16 protein-coding genes are annotated in these 17,274 nt (G+C 43.1%); 9 read left to right on the plus strand and 7 right to left on the minus strand.

The window, feature by feature from the left end:
* Positions 1-71: 71 nt before the first annotated feature.
* The gene (gene acs / locus LZG71_RS05715) at positions 72-1,961 is read right to left on the minus strand and encodes an acetate--CoA ligase (protein ID WP_233817899.1); all 1,890 of its coding nucleotides are present in this window, start codon (positions 1,959-1,961) and stop codon (positions 72-74) included.
* 254 nt (positions 1,962-2,215) lie between these two features.
* Between acs and LZG71_RS05720 the strand changes: the two genes are divergently transcribed.
* Together LZG71_RS05720 and LZG71_RS05725 are read left to right on the plus strand one after the other, a co-directional pair.
* Positions 2,216-3,436, plus strand: a complete 1,221-nt coding sequence (locus LZG71_RS05720) for a THUMP-like domain-containing protein (protein WP_233817901.1) — start codon at positions 2,216-2,218, stop codon at positions 3,434-3,436.
* Positions 3,437-3,498: 62 nt separating this feature from the next.
* Entirely contained in the window at positions 3,499-4,152 is a 654-nt protein-coding gene (locus LZG71_RS05725; RefSeq protein WP_233817904.1) for a hypothetical protein, read from the plus strand.
* A gap of 75 nt (positions 4,153-4,227) precedes the next feature.
* On the opposite strand, the gene LZG71_RS05730 is transcribed toward LZG71_RS05725, so the two are convergent.
* Together LZG71_RS05730 and LZG71_RS05735 are read right to left on the minus strand one after the other, a co-directional pair.
* Positions 4,228-4,581, minus strand: coding sequence for an ArsC family reductase (locus tag LZG71_RS05730; RefSeq protein WP_233817905.1), 354 nt, complete (start codon positions 4,579-4,581; stop codon positions 4,228-4,230).
* Between the two features lie 17 nt (positions 4,582-4,598).
* Positions 4,599-5,996, minus strand: coding sequence for a dicarboxylate/amino acid:cation symporter (locus LZG71_RS05735; protein WP_233817907.1), 1,398 nt, complete (start codon positions 5,994-5,996; stop codon positions 4,599-4,601).
* A gap of 378 nt (positions 5,997-6,374) precedes the next feature.
* On the opposite strand from LZG71_RS05735, the gene LZG71_RS05740 reads away from it, so the two are divergent.
* Both LZG71_RS05740 and corA read left to right on the plus strand, forming a co-directional pair.
* The gene (locus LZG71_RS05740) at positions 6,375-7,226 is read left to right on the plus strand and encodes a universal stress protein (RefSeq protein WP_233817909.1); all 852 of its coding nucleotides are present in this window, start codon (positions 6,375-6,377) and stop codon (positions 7,224-7,226) included.
* Between the two features lie 9 nt (positions 7,227-7,235).
* Positions 7,236-8,366, plus strand: a complete 1,131-nt coding sequence (gene corA, locus LZG71_RS05745; protein WP_310587724.1) for a magnesium/cobalt transporter CorA — start codon at positions 7,236-7,238, stop codon at positions 8,364-8,366.
* 86 nt (positions 8,367-8,452) lie between these two features.
* Here corA and pgl read toward each other — a convergent pair whose 3' ends face one another.
* Genes pgl through gndA form a run of 3 tightly spaced genes read right to left on the minus strand, consistent with a single transcriptional unit; the run spans position 8,453 to position 12,119 of the window.
* Positions 8,453-9,178 (minus strand): 6-phosphogluconolactonase, encoded by a 726-nt coding sequence (gene pgl / locus LZG71_RS05750; RefSeq protein WP_233817911.1) that lies wholly within the window; start codon positions 9,176-9,178, stop codon positions 8,453-8,455.
* Between the two features lie 4 nt (positions 9,179-9,182).
* On the minus strand, positions 9,183-10,691 hold the full coding sequence (gene zwf / locus LZG71_RS05755) for a glucose-6-phosphate dehydrogenase (RefSeq protein ID WP_233817913.1): 1,509 nt from the start codon (positions 10,689-10,691) through the stop codon (positions 9,183-9,185).
* Positions 10,692-10,703: 12 nt separating this feature from the next.
* The gene (gndA, locus tag LZG71_RS05760; RefSeq protein WP_233817916.1) at positions 10,704-12,119 is read right to left on the minus strand and encodes an NADP-dependent phosphogluconate dehydrogenase; all 1,416 of its coding nucleotides are present in this window, start codon (positions 12,117-12,119) and stop codon (positions 10,704-10,706) included.
* A gap of 381 nt (positions 12,120-12,500) precedes the next feature.
* On the opposite strand from gndA, the gene LZG71_RS05765 reads away from it, so the two are divergent.
* From LZG71_RS05765 to LZG71_RS05785, 5 genes are all read left to right on the plus strand, one after another.
* Entirely contained in the window at positions 12,501-12,896 is a 396-nt protein-coding gene (locus tag LZG71_RS05765) for a hypothetical protein (protein ID WP_233817918.1), read from the plus strand.
* Between the two features lie 41 nt (positions 12,897-12,937).
* Positions 12,938-13,954, plus strand: a complete 1,017-nt coding sequence (locus LZG71_RS05770; protein ID WP_233817920.1) for a TQO small subunit DoxD — start codon at positions 12,938-12,940, stop codon at positions 13,952-13,954.
* Between the two features lie 68 nt (positions 13,955-14,022).
* The gene (locus LZG71_RS05775) at positions 14,023-14,367 is read left to right on the plus strand and encodes a DsrE family protein (RefSeq protein ID WP_233817922.1); all 345 of its coding nucleotides are present in this window, start codon (positions 14,023-14,025) and stop codon (positions 14,365-14,367) included.
* Between the two features lie 136 nt (positions 14,368-14,503).
* Positions 14,504-14,890: a VOC family protein gene (locus LZG71_RS05780; RefSeq protein WP_233817923.1), complete on the plus strand. Its 387-nt coding sequence runs from the start codon at positions 14,504-14,506 to the stop codon at positions 14,888-14,890.
* 14 nt (positions 14,891-14,904) lie between these two features.
* A complete protein-coding gene (locus LZG71_RS05785) occupies positions 14,905-15,345 on the plus strand; it encodes a VOC family protein (RefSeq protein WP_233817925.1) in 441 nt (146 codons plus the stop codon).
* Positions 15,346-15,407: 62 nt separating this feature from the next.
* Here the strand turns inward: LZG71_RS05785 and abc-f are convergent, their stop codons facing one another.
* On the minus strand, positions 15,408-16,994 hold the full coding sequence (abc-f, locus tag LZG71_RS05790; RefSeq protein WP_233817927.1) for a ribosomal protection-like ABC-F family protein: 1,587 nt from the start codon (positions 16,992-16,994) through the stop codon (positions 15,408-15,410).
* Positions 16,995-17,274: the final 280 nt, after the last annotated feature.

Raw genomic sequence — 17,274 nt, forward strand, 5'->3', positions numbered from 1 at the left:
AAAAAAATTGTTAATGGTTAACCACCCGAAAGGCAATTAACCATTAACAATTAATACTTAACAATTGAAACTTAAAGTGCCCCTTTCTTGATTTCATCAACCACCGCCGGATCCAGAAGCGTAGATGTATCTCCCAGGTTATTGACATCTCCTTCCGAAATTTTTCGCAGGATCCTTCTCATGATTTTGCCCGAACGGGTTTTTGGCAAACCAGACACGAACTGAATCTTATCGGGTTTGGCAATAGGGCCGATTATTCTGGAAACAGTAGCAGAAATATCTTTTCTGAACATTTCGGCATCATCCGGTTTTGAATCCGTAATAATGTAAGCGTAAATCCCCTGCCCTTTGATGTCATGCGGATAACCAACCACCGCTGATTCCACTACCCCGAGGTGCATGTTGATCGCGTTTTCTACCTCTGCCGTTCCAATCCGGTGACCCGATACGTTCAGAACATCATCCACCCTGCCTGTAATCCTGTAATATCCATCTTCGTCTCTCAAACAACCGTCTCCGGTGAAATACATACCCGGATAGGTGGAGAAATAGGTTTGTTTGCAACGTTCATGATCGCCATAGGTAGTTCTCACAATACCCGGCCAAGGGAATTTGATGCAAAGGTTACCACTCACATCGTTACCCTCAATTACATTACCGCTCTCATCTACCAACACAGGTTGAATTCCCGGCAACGGTAAAGTTGCGTAGGTTGGTTTTTCAGGAGTAATTCCTGCCAAAGGAGATATCATGATACCGCCGGTTTCCGTTTGCCACCAGGTATCAACCAACGGGCAATGGTTACCGCCAATGTTCTGTTTGAACCATTGCCACGCTTCTTCATTAATAGGTTCCCCAACCGATCCCAGCTTGGTGAGAGATGATAAGTTGCGATCCTTCACATACTGCAAACCAAAACTCATCAGCGAACGGATTGCCGTTGGCGCCGTATATAAAATGTTTACTTTATGCTTTTCAACAATCTGCCACAAACGGCCTGCATCCGGGTATGTAGGTACGCCCTCAAAAATCACAGAAGTAGCTCCGTAACATAGTGGACCATAAACAATGTAGCTGTGCCCGGTGATCCAGCCAATGTCCGCAGTACAGAAATGTATCTCGCCTGGTTCATACTGGAATACATTCGCAAAAGTATAGGTTGCGAAAATCATGTAACCTCCACAGGTGTGAACCACCCCTTTCGGTTTGCCGGTTGAGCCCGATGTATAAAGTATAAACAGTGTATCCTCGGCATCCATAGGTTCCGCAGGACAAACGGAATCCACGTGTTTTACTTCTTCTTCCCACCATAAATCGCGGCCTTTCAGCATCGAAACCGGTGTTCTGGTTCGGGTCATTACAATCACATTCTTTACAGTTGAGCAAAGATCAAGTGCTGTATCAACCGTTTCCTTCATTGGAATTACCTTGTTACCACGAAATGCACCGTCAGAAGTAATGACCATGGTACAAGCCGAGTCATTGATCCGATCGGCGATGGATTTAGCAGAAAAACCTCCAAATACAACCGAATGAACAGCTCCTATACGTGCACAGGCAAGGACAGCAACCGTAAGCTCGGGAACCATCGGCAGATAGATACAAACCCGGTCGCCCTTTTTAACGCCATGTTTTTTAAGCACATTAGCAAAACGGCAAACTCTGTCGTAAAGAACACGATACGTGATACTAACCGCTTCATCATCAGGATCGTTTGGTTCCCATAATATAGCAACCTGATCACCTTTATCTTCCAAATGACGATCCAACGCATTTTCAGTGATATTCATTTCACCGCCTTCGTACCAGGTGGTCTTGGCTTCATTAAAATCCCAGTTCAGGACTTTTTTCCATGGTTTACGCCATTTAAATTGTTGAGCAATCTCTGCCCAGAAACCTTCGGGATCATCTACACTTTGTTTGTAGGCAATCTGATACTCTTCAAAGGTTTTTATTCTCATAGTAAATACTGGTTAACTTAGGGAAATAGGATATTAGCCGACAATTTATAATTTTCATTCGGTTAGTCCTACTTAAAGATGCATAGAATGTTCCGAACTATTACTGCTGAAACCTATATACAAACCGAACAATTAAACTTCTGTACATATCGGATTTATTTTATAATTTTTACCATACAATATATATTTTGCGAAATGCTATTGCGGGAAATTTCTGTACTTTGAAGGGAATATCAAGATTACCTCCCGTTAATATGAGTGACGATTTTTCTGATCAATCAGATAAGCCGAAAATTGGGCTGACTGAGGTTGAGCTGGCTTTTATTGATGAACATTTGCAAGATGACGTCAACCAGCTTATCCTGCGTTCGAGCAGCTTTAAGGGCATTGATATAAAAAAACTTGCAGCACAGATTCAGGCCAGGCAAAAGGCACTAAAAAAGCTTCCGGAATGGTCCGCGAATCCAAAACTGATATTTCCGCCGGCACTTTCAGTTGAACAAAGTTCGTCAGAGGCAACCGCGCTTTTTAAAGCCAGTCTTGTAGAAGGAAACACACTCATAGACATTACCGGCGGCATGGGTGTGGATTGCTTTTACATGAGCAAAAAATTTCAAACGGCTACTTATTTTGAATTGCAGCAAGAAGTTGCAGCCACTGCATCCTATAATTTTGATGTTCTGAATAACAAAAAGATAACGGTTCGAAATGCCGACTCTCTTGCGACAATCCAACAGGAGAACTTAAAGGCGGATTGGATCTATACCGATCCGGCAAGGCGGGATAACAATAAAGATAAAGTGGTAAGACTTGCCGATTGCACGCCCGATGTTGTTTCTAATCTGGAACTATTGCAGAATGCAGCTCCGGATATTTTGCTAAAAACATCTCCTTTGCTTGATATTGACCTGGCTGTAAAAGAGCTCAAAAATGTAAAAGTTGTATATGTTATTGGCTATGATCAGGAATGCAAAGAGCTGTTGTTTCACATTAACAAGGAACACAAAACAGACACTTTTCAGTTGAAAGTTCGCATTCTTAATGCTTTCGGCAAAGCTGATCAGGTTTTGGATTTTGACAAAACAGAAGAGCAAAACTCGCAAATAGAGCATTCATACCCGCTTGCCTACTTGTACGAACCACATGCTGCTGTCCTGAAATCGGGAGCATTTAAAGTTTTAGGGCAGCGATTTGGTGTAAGTAAGCTGGCACCAAGCAGTCATTTGTATACATCTCACAATCGCGTAGCCAACTTTCCCGGTCGGACGTTCGAAATAGTGGGCTTTTGTAAACCGGATGCCAAAGAAATTCAGCAATTAACAGGACAAAACAAAGCGAATTTAACACTCAGAAATTTTCCTGCAAAAATTCAAGACTTGCGTAAAAAATGGCGTCTCAACGAAGGTGGTGAATTTTACCTGTTTGCTACTACGCTTTTTGACGACAAGAAAATTGTAGTGGTTACCAGAAAATAGACCAGCCAAGCAATTACTCACAAAACACCGGAAAATCCGGTATGTAAAACAAGTATATAGAAATGAAATTCAAAATCACCTCCGTTTTTAGCATTGCAGCCTTATCTGCAATATCATTTTTTGCATCTGCACAAAGCGTGTTTCCAGGCAAAGAAACCATTGATAAAAAAGAATACTCCGGGCTAACCCTTAGTCAGGGAATTCAGGACAAACATTTAAGCACTTATTGGGAAAATTATCTTACCAAATTTGGAAAAGTAAAAGGCAAAAAGGGCACCTATTCAATTGAAAAGGCTGCCGTTACCATCCTTTCTCCAAATCCGGTTCAGATCACCAGCCAGGTTGCTTCTGTCAATAAAACACTTTCGAAAGTGTTCATCGCGCTTAATGTGGATGGTTCTTACGTCACAAATGACAGCGACCAGTCATACAAAACCGCTGAAAGTATTTTGAAAGATTTCTCCGAATATGCAGCTTCGCGTGAGCAGGTGAGACTCGCAGACGAAGTATTTACGGGCGCTGAAAAAACGCATCAGAAATTGCAGCGTGACATGGAGGACAAAACAAAAGAGATCGAAAAAACAGAAAAGAAGCTCACAGAGCTTCGTGCTGAATTAGAAAAAGGAAAAACAGATTCTCAAACCTCTTTACTTGACCTGCAAAACAAGCAAAAAGCACTGGAAGCAGCTAAGGTGAAAGTTCCTGGCTTGAAATAAGATCCACCGATAAAAAAAATCCCCGGACCGATTTGATCAGTCCGGGGATTTTTTTTATGAGGGGGATTGCCCGATCTATAAAAAAAGTTTTGCGAATTCAGGTTCAGAAAAACCTACCGAGACGGCTTTCCCCGTTTCATCTTCAACAAGCGGTCTTTTAATGACCGATGTTTTTTCAGTCATGAGCTCTATTGCAGACTGAGCATCCTTTACAGCCAATTTTTCATCTTCCGACAATGCTTTCCAGGTAGTACCAGCCTTGTTCACCAGCTTTTCCCAGGGAAATACTTCAATCCATTTTTCTAATTTTTCGGCGCTGATGCCTTTCTTTTTATAATCGTGAAAGGTATAAGCGACACCATTTTCATCAAGCCAGGTACGGGCTTTTTTCACTGTGTTGCAATTCGGAATTCCGTATACGGTAAACATAAATATTAAAATACTGTTTAAGCTTCAACTATTGGTTCGGATACAATCTTGTCAGAATTCTGCATTTTTTCATCATCCAGTTCTCCTTCCCAGCGTGCAACAACGGCGGTAGCCAGACAGTTTCCTGCAACGTTCACCGTTGTTCTGGCCATATCCATCAGCTCATCGATACCCATAATAAGTAACACAGGCCACTCTGGCATACCAAAATTGGCAATGGCACCAAGCAGGATTACCAGCGTGGCACGAGGAATACCGGCAACGCCTTTACTTGTAAGCATAAGCAAAAACACCATCGTAATCTGCTGACCGACGGACATTTCTGTACCTGTTGCCTGAGCCACAAATACCGTAGCCAATGCAAGATACAGCGTGGATCCATCGAGATTGAAGCTGTAACCGGTCGGCATTACAAAAGCTACGATTTGCCTTGGAACACCAAACTTTTCCATCTTTTCCATGGCTTTGGGCAAGGCTGCTTCTGAACTGGTGGTTGCAAATGCAATAGATAAAGGTTCGAAAATGGTTTTGGCCAACTTAATAACCGGAATGCGTGCAATGAGTGCAACAGGTATGAAAACAACCAGGACAAAAACAATCAGCGCGCAATACAGAGTCGCAAGCAACAGCGCAAGATTTTTCAATACATCAATACCCATATGCCCTACCGTTTCCGCGATGGCAGCACCTACACCAATTGGCGCGAAAAGCATGATGATTTTGGTGAATTTGAACATTACCTCTGCCAACAGCTCTACACCAGCAACAAATTTCTCCTTTTTTACAGCAGGCAATAACGCAAGGCTGATACCAAACAAAACACTGAAAACGACGATCTGCAACACTTCTCCATGGTAGATCGACTTTGCCATGTTTTCAGGAAAAGAGTGTACAATAATGTCCTGCCAGGTTTGGTGTTTCACATCCGGCAAGGTAGCATTGAGCGAAGCAGGTGGAATAATTCCCTCGCCAGGTTTAAACCAGTTGGCAAATACCAGCCCGATGATCAGTGCAAAGGTGGTAACAACCTCGAAATACAGCAGCGATTTCCAGCCCATTCGTCCTACTTGTTTGAGATCGGAATGGCCGGCAATACCAGTCACCAGCGTTGCAAACAATAAAGGGGCGATCACCGTTTTGATCATCTGCAGGAATATCTGTCTCAAAAAATGGAGGTTGGTTCCCATTTCAGGAAAATCGTAACCGATTTCGGTACCAACCAACATTGAAATCAGAATGGATGTGGTAAGATTTCTTTTGATGAAAGCGTAAATTAACAAGCCCGTCAGAGCAAGCCAGCGAAGCGCCAATAGAAATTCGGGTGAGAACGATATGATATTATACGCATTAAGAACCGTAGCGATGGCGGCAACACTTATCAGGGCGATATTAACAATAGTAATTTTGCTCTTCATACAGAAAATTTGGTGTAAGGAAACGCTATATAACAGTAAACTTATAAAAAATCAATTTAAGGAACATTCATTTAATAAATGCATTTCGCACAAATATCAAAACTTATATGAGGTATAGAACGATATAGTTTATAGTTTGTACTATTCCCCATTCTGTTTAAGAAATAATCAATCGTTTTCCCTGAGTAATGCTCATGAAAATTAAATTCTGTTCTGTCACTGGTAACATCCCACAGGAATGACTGGCATAGTATTTGAGTTTCATGATCAATATTAAACAATCATTACATTTTGGGAGCGCGGTAATTATGATGCATAATCGGATTATATTACCTCTTTCAAAAATTCACCTCTGTTTTTCACCTTATTCCTTCAATCATGAAACGTATACTCATTCCCATAGACTTCTCAGAAAATGCTGACCGCGCTCTTGCTGCCGCCAAAATAATGGCAGACAAACAGTCAACCGAACTTCTGATCCTGCATGCTTACCAGCCATACATAGCGGATGTTAATGTGATGTCGGGTAGTGTACTGCCCGGAATTGGCTCTCCGGACTTCCTCTCCATGTCGATGGAGTTGGAAGATGAGTTCCGCAAACGATTGGAAAGCTATTCCGAAAACCTTACAGAAGAAGGTTTTCATGTTACAACGCTATGGTCTGCCGGTGGCGTACAATCCGCCGTGGAAGATGCGATTAAAGAGCATAATCCTGACCTGGTTGTAATGGGGAGAACGGGCACAGGTGGCTTCCTCGATAAACTGATCGGAAGTTCGGCAACCAGTATCGCACTGCATTCACCTTGCCCGGTTATGATCATTCCACCTCAGGTCGCCCCTAAAAAGTTCTCGAATGTCGTGTATGCAACACAGTTTGAATACGATGAAAATGATATTCTGCGGGAAGTTTTCGTAATGATGAATCACCTTGGAAGCCGTCTTCGGCTACTTAAAATACATGCAGATACACAGCCGGACATACAACCAGACAACCAGTACATTAAGCAAATAAAAACTGAGTTTGCTATTACAGATGAAGATATTGTCATCCGCAAGGCGCGTTATGTGCTCGATGGTATTGAAGAATATTGCGACGAAACAAACGCGGACTTATTGATAATGTCGTCAAGAGAACGTTCCTTTATTGAGGAATTCCTTATTAATCCAAGCATTACCAAAAAACTGGTGATTGATACGCACGTTCCTTTACTTGTATTTCATCTTAAGTAGTAATGCCAATTGGAGACAACTGACACCATAGAACATTTGAAACCAAACGATTCCCCGGGAAAAAGTCCGAAGAGTAAGCGTTACAAGCGTCACAATCTGATGACTTCGCCGGGAACGCTGGTATACATAGGTCCGGAAACTGAGTTAAAAACAAGGATTAAAAAAATCCAGTATAACGACAAAGTATTCTCGGAAACAAATGTGAAATCACTGAGCGACTGCTTGCCGGATGCCAATACCGAAGGACAGATCACCTGGCTGGATGTGGACGGTATTCATGAAACCCCTTTGATTGAGAAACTCGGATCGCTATTTCAGCTTCATCCGTTGTTACTTGAGGACGTTGTTAATACGGAACACAAGCCCAAACTTGAGTTGTACGATACGGGGCACTTGTTTCTTACCCTGAAAATGTTGCATATAGAAAGCAATTCGCCTCTAACCATTTCGGCCGAGCACGTCAGCTTTGTTCTGGGCGAAAAATATCTCATTTCCTTTCAGGAGGAGCTTACCAATGATATTTTCACACCAGTATTGAGCAGATTGCAGGCATCAGTTGGCAAAACCCGTAAGAATGGAGCCGACTACCTGATGTTTGCGCTCATGGATGTGGTTGTAGACAATTACTTCATCATTCTGGAACAGCTCGGCGACCAGCTCGAACTTGTGGAAGATCAGGTGATAAGGGGCACCAAACACCTTTCGCTTGCGGATTTGTATGCTTTGAAGAGAGAGCTAACGCTTGTGAGAAGGATTATCTGGCCACTACGCGATATTATTAATCAGCTGATCAGAGAGGACAACCCGCTGGTGAGTAAAAGATCCATTCCTTACTACCGTGACCTGTACGACCACGTAATGCAGGTGATCGACACCGTTGATTCATACCGTGAATTACTGGCCAGTCTTGCAGACGTGCACCTGTCTACCATCAGCAACAGAATGAATGCGGTGATGAAAACGCTGACTATCTTTTCAGCCATATTCATGCCACTTACTTTTATTGTTGGGGTATATGGAATGAACTTTGAAAACATGCCCGAGCTGAAACTCCATAACGGCTACTACTATACCTGGGCGCTTATGTTGGTCGTCACGATCGGAATGGTATTTTACTTTAAATGGAAAAGGTGGTTTTAAGAAATCTTCATTTTGTTACTAAAAACAGAATAGCTCCTTACCCAAACCGGCAAGGAGCTATTCTGTTTTAACAAATTATGTCTTTCCTATTTCGAAAGCAACGCCGCAGCAGCTTCATCCACAAACCAATGAAGCTCTCCTTTTGCGGGATTAATGATCTGAGAAGGAAATTTATCCAGATTGGTTTCACCTTCGAGCACACTCTTCAAAGTATCCGCTTTGCCCGCACCTGCCGCCATAAAGGCAACATACTTCGCAGCATTTACAACCGGAGCTGTAAGCGTGATCCGATACATATCCTGAGCTGGCAAAAAGAAGGCCGTTGCCCATACATTTTGCTCATGGACAACATCTGTCCCCGGGAATAATGACAAGGTATGGCCGTCATCTCCCATTCCCAGAAGTACGAAATCAAAGGTTACCTCAGCATCTCCAAAGTAGGTTTTTAATACTTTTTCATATTCAGCCGCTGATTCCCCCGGACCAATATCCGTGCGCATGACATGGATGTTACTTGCCGGAACATTCACTTTATCCAAAAGTTCTTCGTAGCACATCCGGGCATTGTTCCTGTCGTCTTCAAAAGGAACGGCTCTTTCATCACCCCAGAAAAAGTGAACCTTCTGCCAATCGATACTTTCACTATAAGGAGCAGAAGCCAACAGCGCGTAAAGTGCTTTGGGTGTACTGCCTCCTGACAAAACAAAAGTAAAACGATCTTGTTTCGTCAAAACTTCCCTGATCAGTTCCGCAATGCGAATGGCCAGTTCCTGACTTAGATCTGCTGTATTTTTTGCTATGTGAATTTGCATGAAACTAGTCGTGTGGTGGGAAATTGATCCAGGTATGACCATCACGGCCAATCAGCGCGTCAGCTTCGTCAGGTCCCCATGAATCCGGAGCGTAGTTAGGGAAGTCTACCGGTGTACGGTTTTCCCATGTTTCCAGAATCGGCATGATTACCTTCCAGGCTGCATCCACCTGATCGCCACGCATAAACAACGTAGCATCACCTTCCATTACATCCAGCAGCAACGTTTCGTATGCTTCCGGCAAATGTTCTCCTGCTACTTTATCGTAATCAAAAGTCATATCTACCGGATCCAGATCCATCGTTTGACCTGGTCTCTTCGACTGGAAACGAATGCTGATGTCCATATTCGGCTGAATACTGATCGTCAACCTGTTGGACCTCCATGTTTCCGTAGCCTCAGCAGGGAACGCATAATGCGGCGCCTGCTTGAATTCCAGAGTGATATGTGTCGCCTTTTCATTCAGGTATTTTCCGGTACGAACATAAAAAGGAACTCCCTGCCAGCGCCAGTTGTCGATGTAGAATTTGGCAGCTGCAAAAGTATCAATCGTCGATTTGGGATTAACACCCTCCTCTTCGCGATATCCTACCACCTGCTGACCTTTTTTCCAGCCCTTGGAATACTGACCACGCACGGCGTAATCGTGCACCTGATCTTTCCCAATACGACGTATCGCATTCAGAACATCTACCTTTTTATTTCTAATTTCGTTGGCATCAAAAGAGACCGGAGGCTCCATGGCTACCATACAAAGAATCTGAAGAATATGGTTTTGAACCATGTCGCGCAATGCACCCGAGCGTTCAAAATACCCGCCACGGCCTTCAAGCCCTACGCTTTCAGCAGCAGTGATCTGTACGTGATCAATGTAATGACGGTTCCACAAAGGTTCAAAAAGTGCATTGGCAAAACGCAAAGCAAGAATATTCTGAACCGTTTCTTTACCCAGATAATGGTCAATACGGAATATCTGCTCTTCTGTAAACATGCCTGCAAGCAACTCATTCAGCTCGTGTGCACTTTTCAGGTCGTGACCGAATGGTTTTTCAACTACAATACGCGTGCTGCTTTTATCTGAGCAAATTTTCAGAGCGCCAAGTTTCTGGGCTATGGATGGCACCAGCTGAGGAGCTACTGCCAGATAAAAAATGACGTTAGGGTGAACACCCCACTCTTCCTCTTTTTGCTTTACCACATCCGTGATCAAATGGTAAGCTTCGGCATTGTCTCCGTCCATCTGCAGATACGAAACATGCTCGGCAAACTCAGACCAATGCTGATTTTCCTGATCTTTCCTGCGGGAAAAACGGGATACACCATCCAGCAAATGGGTGTGGTAAGCTTCATTGGAATATGGACTCCTTCCGATACCTGCAATTGCAAATTTCTCAGGCATCCAGTTGTCCAGGAATAAGTTGTATAACGCAGGAGTAAGTTTTCTATAATTCAAGTCCCCGCTCCCTCCAAAAATGAAAAGTAACGATGCAGGGGGACGCTTATTGGTTTGCATAAATTTCAATATTTAATTTTGACCCCATTCCGTATGAAATGTACCCGGGATGTCGGTACGTTGATAAGTATGAGCACCGAAGTAATCGCGTTGCGCCTGAATCAGGTTTGTAGGCATGCGCTCGCTTCTGAAAGCATCAAAGTAAGCCAGTGACGACATCAAAGCACCTGCCGGTACGCCTTCTTTCGCTGCCAAAGAAACCACTTCGCGTGTGTTACCAACAACAGATTTAACCACAGCGGCCACATCTTCGTTCAGCAGGATATTGGATAAATCCGCATTTTTAGCATACGCCTTAGAGAATACTTCAAGCAACAGCGAACGGATGATGCAACCACCTCTCCAGACACTTACCACTTTCGGCAATGGAATATCCATGTTCAAGTCCTTGGAAGCCTGGAAAAGCATCGCCAATCCTTGCGCATAACTCAAAATGGTAGCAAAATATAGAGCATCGTGTACTTTCGCGATAAGCTCCTCTTCCGACAAATTCGCACTCGAATCAGTATCCGGATACAATGCAGCAGCCTGAACTCTTTCGTCTTTGTAACCAGACAAAGTACGCATCGCAACCGCGGTATCAATCACCGGAACAGCTACCGGAAGCTCCATGGAATCCTGTGAAGTCCATTTTCCGGTACCTTTTGATCCTGCTTTGTCAGATATCACATCCACAAGATGTGCATCCGTTTTATCATCTTTTTGCAGGAATATATCTGCGGTGATTTCAATCAGGAACGATTGCATCAAACCTTCATTCCAGGTTTTGAAAGTCTCGTGCAGTTTTTCGTTGCTCAGTCCGCCCTTCTTCAAAATAGCGTAAGACTCACTGATCAGCTGCATAATGGCGTATTCGATACCATTATGAACCATTTTCACGTAATGACCTGCGCCACCTTTTCCCAGATAATCCACACAAGGAACACCACCTACTTTCGCAGCGATGGATTCCAATATGGGTTTAATGTGTCCGTATGCTTCCACATTGCCACCAGGCATCATACTCGGGCCTGTACGCGCTCCCTGCTCACCGCCGGAAACACCCATGCCCATGAAGTTGATACCTGTTTCTTTCAGATATTCAACCCTGCGTAACGTATCTGTATAATGTGAATTACCTCCATCTATTACAACGTCTCCTTTTTCCAGCAACGGTAAAAGTGAAGCGATAACATCATCAACCGGCTGACCAGCTGGTACAAGCATCATCAGCTTGCGGGGTGTTTTTAAATTCTGAACCATTTCTTCAAGATCCGGAACACCCTTCACTGTTGTTCCTGCCGTAGCAGCAGTTTCCAATGCCGTCGTTTTTGCTTCATCTTTATCAAAACCGATAACAGAAAAGCCGTGATCTGCGACGTTAAGCAACAAGTTTCTACCCATTACTCCAAGTCCGATCATCCCAAAATCGAATAAGTTATTTGACATAAATTATTTCTATATAGTACAATTAGGTGCAATATTAGCCCTTTTGAAAAGGAATATACGCTCAAATGAGCTTTAAAAATAAAATCCAAACAGATGACCTGAATTTAACAAACAACAAAAAACGCCGCAACTAAGATCAGATACGACGTTTTTTTCGAATATTAAAAATAAATAAGTTATTCATATACTTAATAATCAATAAATTAAATCACTTCTTTTTCATTTCATCCCTACACACCCCTCTCTGCTAAGCTAGTAAACCTATATACAAAGAAACAGCCTGAATGATTAACTGCAAAATTATATTTACCCGGTATTCACGGCAAGCGTTGAATATTAACAGAAAATAACCGTTAAGAAGGTAACAATGAAAACTCACTAATGCGCTTTACCAAATCAGATCGGAGAAATATCGGCCAAATCATTATACTTCTTGGTGTTATGTTTTCGCTGGCTCCGTGTGCGGTAAAGATTTCCATCTTTGATGCGCTGGATATTGCGTACAATCAGCCTTTAAATAAAAGTAAAACTGCGTTGCCAGCCAGCACGGCATGTCCTTCCCTTCTTGCGTCCGACTTAAAAATCGAGACCAATGTGCTTGCCGGGAAGCGTGAATCCCGAAAAGTATGGCATGTTAAAAATCGGGATCAACGCTTTTTACTCCCCATTATCGCTTCCAAAAAGGCCGGCTATTCCAGCCTTACTTCCGGCAACAGCCCACCCATGTATATTTTATATAAACGCTTCAAATCGGATTTGTCATCATCTGTTGTGTGACATAAATTCTGTTTTACAAGCCGTTTATAAATATACTTTTAATGAAAATCTCTTATATCTCCCGACCGTACAGCACGGACGGTCTTTTTGCACTTTCTATCCGGCTGGTAGTCGGGTGGACTTATTTCTCTGCATTTTGGCGCAGACTGGTTTTAGAAAACAAACTGATACCCGATGAGCCGGGTTACATAGGCGAAAAATTCAATCACTTCCTTCCAAATGCCCTGGGAATTAAACCGCTGATAGAATACCTGGTTACGCATCCGGAAGCACTTTGGTGGGCCATGGTCATTTTTACCATTGTTGAAGGTTTCGTAGGGCTTTTTATGATACTCGGGCTATTTACCCGCCTTATGAGTGTGGGTGTTTTTGCATTGGCCATGGGAATCTTGCTGGGTTCAGGCTGGCTGGGTACCACTTGCCTGGACGAGTGGCAAATTGGTATTCTCGGAATTGCTTCCGGTTTCACATTGTTTTTAAGCGGCAGCAGCATTTACTCGCTCGACAATTTTTTCGTCCAAAAAGACTTCCCATTTACCCGATCTCGTTGGTTTCCCTGGCTTGGGTCAGGTTCATTACCAGTAAAAGACTTAAAGCCATTTGTACTTTGGGGTTCGGCTTTCATTTTTTTAATGACCTTGTTTACCAACCAGTATTTTCACGGAGGAGTTGTAGGTACGCTTCATAACAAATCGATCAAACCTTTGATAGAAATTAAGGACGTCAGTCTCCTTAACAATTCCTTACAATTTGAGGTATACCGAACCGAAGGCGTAGATGTATATGGTTCTTTTCTGATTGGCATCAAACTTAGTGATGTAACCGGAAAAACCGTTTTTGAAATGAATGGCGAGGATCTTGCCAGGTTATCACCCGCTCAGATATCCAATAAATATGTGACTAAGATTAAACCAGGAAAACACAGTCTTGTAATTCCATTGGGTGCCAAAGGCGTTATAAACCTTGACCTGAAAAATGACGGCATCTCTGATAATGCCACTTACCTCCTCACGCTAACTGACATAAGCGGAGCAGAGTGGAAAGAAAAAGTAAACTAAATTCCTCCGCTTTATCAGTCGTATTTACCATAGATAAAGCGGATTAATTTTACCTCAAAAGATCAACCATGACGATATACAAAGCCGTAATTCAGCTCTCCGATTCCGATACAAAAATCCAGGAATCGTTAATTACACAACTGAATAATATAAAAAATGCAATTGAACACATAGAAATGGAGGTGGTAGTGCATGGTGACGGCCTCACGCTGCTATACCTGGAAAATAAGTACAACGAGCAACTAAAAAAACTACACGAGCAGGATGTACATTTTCTGGTTTGTCAGAATACCTTGCTGGCTAAGCAAATAACAACCGAATCCCTTTTACCATTTTGCAATGTCATTCCCTCCGCACTAGCGCATATTATTATCCGGCAAAGTGAAGGATGGAGTTACATAAAGGCAGGATAGTTTACAATGGGCTTATCCGGTTGCTTTTAACCAACCAACGATTCACAAATTTATCTCGACAGAAAGCAATCCAAATCCAGGAAATTCCTAATTTTATCTCAGAAAATTCTTAAAAATCTTAAACAGACAAATCCCTATGGCAGCGCAAAACCCAGTTGGCTGGTTTGAAATCTATGTAACAGATATGGACCGCGCCCGGAAATTTTATGAAACCGTTTTGAAGGTTACTTTAACCGAATTGCCAGCTCCCGAAGGTATGGGGGAAGGCCAAATGTTTGCATTCCCTGGGGACATGACAGCCCCCGGCACATCGGGCGCACTCGTAAAACATGAAATGGGTGAGCCTAGCGCAACTGGTACCTTGCTTTATTTTTCCTGTGAGGATTGCGCCACAGAAATTGGTCGTGTAGAGGCTGCCGGTGGAAAAGTTATTGCTGAAAAATTCTCTATTGGTGATTTTGGCTTCTGCGGAATTACTTCTGATACGGAAGGCAACACAATTGGTTTTCACTCGATGAACTAACCAACCTGAAAACGATGACCACCGTTAATGTTTATCTTACCTTCAATGGTAATTGCGAGGAAGCTTTCAATTTTTACAAATCTGTATTCGGAGGAGAATTTCCGTACGTTGGACGTTTTGGTGATATGCCTCCACAGGAGAACATGCCGCCATTGCCGAAAGAACATAAAAACAGGATCATGCACATGAGCCTGCCCATTAGCAAAGAAACCACGATACAGGGAAGTGATACCGGTGGCGAATGGAGTAATCAATTGGTAGTAGGCAACAATTTTTCTGTTTCCATCAACACCGACAGCACAGCTGAGGCAGACCGACTTTTCAACGGATTATCGTCAGGCGGGAATGTCACCATGGCCATGAGCAAGACTTTTTGGGGATCTTACTTTGGCATGTTTACCGACAAGTTTGGCATCAATTGGATGCTTAGTTGTGAGCTGGCGAATGACCACTGATAATGATGTAGTATTACAAAACCCAATGCTGTGCAAATGCAGCATTGGGTTTCCATTTCGTGTTATTCCAAAACAAGTGTTTTATCTACGCCAATCTCTTTCAGGAAATATGCATCATGTGACACCACAATGAGCGTTCCTTTGTAATCGTTGATCGCAGCAGTCAGAATCTCGACGTTCTGAATATCCAGATTGTTCGTCGGTTCATCCAGAATGATCATATCCGGTGCTTGTTGGTTGATCGTCAGGCAGCAGAGCATCAACCGCATTTTCTCTCCGCCACTAAGCGTATCGCAGGTTTTATCCCAATACTCTTTTGTAAAAAGAAATCTGTTCAGTCTGATTTTCACTTCATGTTCCTGCAAACCGGCTACATTAAATGACTGCGCCTGCTCGTAAACTTTGAGTGAATTGTTTATCAACGAATAGTCCTGATCAATGTAAACAGCTCTGTTCTCTGCTCTGTAAATCGTGCCTGAATCCGGTTCCAGATTCCCAAGAATGAGCCTGATCAAAGTTGTTTTCCCAGAACCGTTCGCCCCTTTTAATGCAATCCGTTCTCCGCTTGTAATTTGAAAATCCAATGGCTGTTTCCAAAGCAGGTCGCCATCATAACCATAATTGATCCCTTCGCCTGTTACCAGCACTTTACCTTCATGTAACATGGAATTGTCGAAGCCAAATCTCATTTTATCTGTATCAGGCAGGTTACTGCGCAGCTCGGTGAGCTCCTGCGATATCGCCCCGAGTTTCTCCGCGTGAACACCTTTGAGTCGGGAGGTACTATTCTCTGCATTGTTTCGCATGGTGTTCATCATGATCGTCGGCATTCCGGCCTTTTCCTGCTTTTTCTTTCCGCGCGCATCCAGTTTTTGCTGCCGCTCTGCCGATTCCCTTTCTACCTCTTTCGCCTTTCGCAACGCTTTTTCCTTGCTTTTCACATCCTGATTTAACGCGTTGCTTTCGATCTGTTTCTGCTCTGCATAAAAATCATAGTTCCCGCCATAAACAGTAATTCCACGTTTATTTAGTTCACAAACCGTATCCAGCATATTGAGCAATTGCCTGTCGTGGCTTACCACCAGTAAAGTGCCATTGTAAGACCTGACAAGATCATACAACAGCGCCCTGCCCGAAACATCCAAATGATTACTTGGTTCGTCGAGCAGCACAATTTCAGGTTCGTGAATGGAAATTCCTGCCAGAAAAACCCTGGTCTTTTGCCCGCCGCTCAGCGTGCCCATCGGCTGCGTGAGGTCAAAACCTGCGAGCTGCCAGTGCGCCAATGCCTGTGCACAACGCTCCTCTATGGTCCAGTCGTCGTTCAGCGCTGCAAGGTTTGCTTCCGTTACATGGCCATCCAGAATTTGATGCAAAGCAGTGATCTTTTCTTCGACCTGCAAAGCTCCGGCAATGGTTAGTGCATTGTATTGCCCGAAATGTTGCGGGACATAATATGGCGCTGTATCAGCAGAAACAAGACCTTTTGATGGAGCCAGCAAACCCGCAACAATTCTCAGCAAGGTTGATTTCCCCGCCCCATTGTTACCGATCAGCGCAATTTTTTGATTGTGTATGGACAGATTGATGTTGTCGAACAACAGATCCTTATTGGGATGTATGTACGTAAGATTTTGAAGAATTAACATAATTCCTTTCTTAAAAAAGTGAATAATCATAGCCCGCCGTCTCGCGGCCCCGGCTACTTGTCCTCTTTGAAAGAAATTATATCTTACACGATGTGGGTGATTGGTTTAAGGGTGCAAAGGTATTGGTTTTTGGGTTGGGATGAAAGGAAATCACTGAATTTAGGATCCTTACTCTAATCTGTAAAAACGTTTACACTCTTTCAAAACATTCATCCAAATTTGGTAGCAATACTGCCATCAATTCACAAAAGATTACTATTCATAAATTCGTAAAACGTTT

Source organism: Dyadobacter sp. CY312, from assembly GCF_021390535.1.
GTDB lineage: Bacteria > Bacteroidota > Bacteroidia > Cytophagales > Spirosomataceae > Dyadobacter.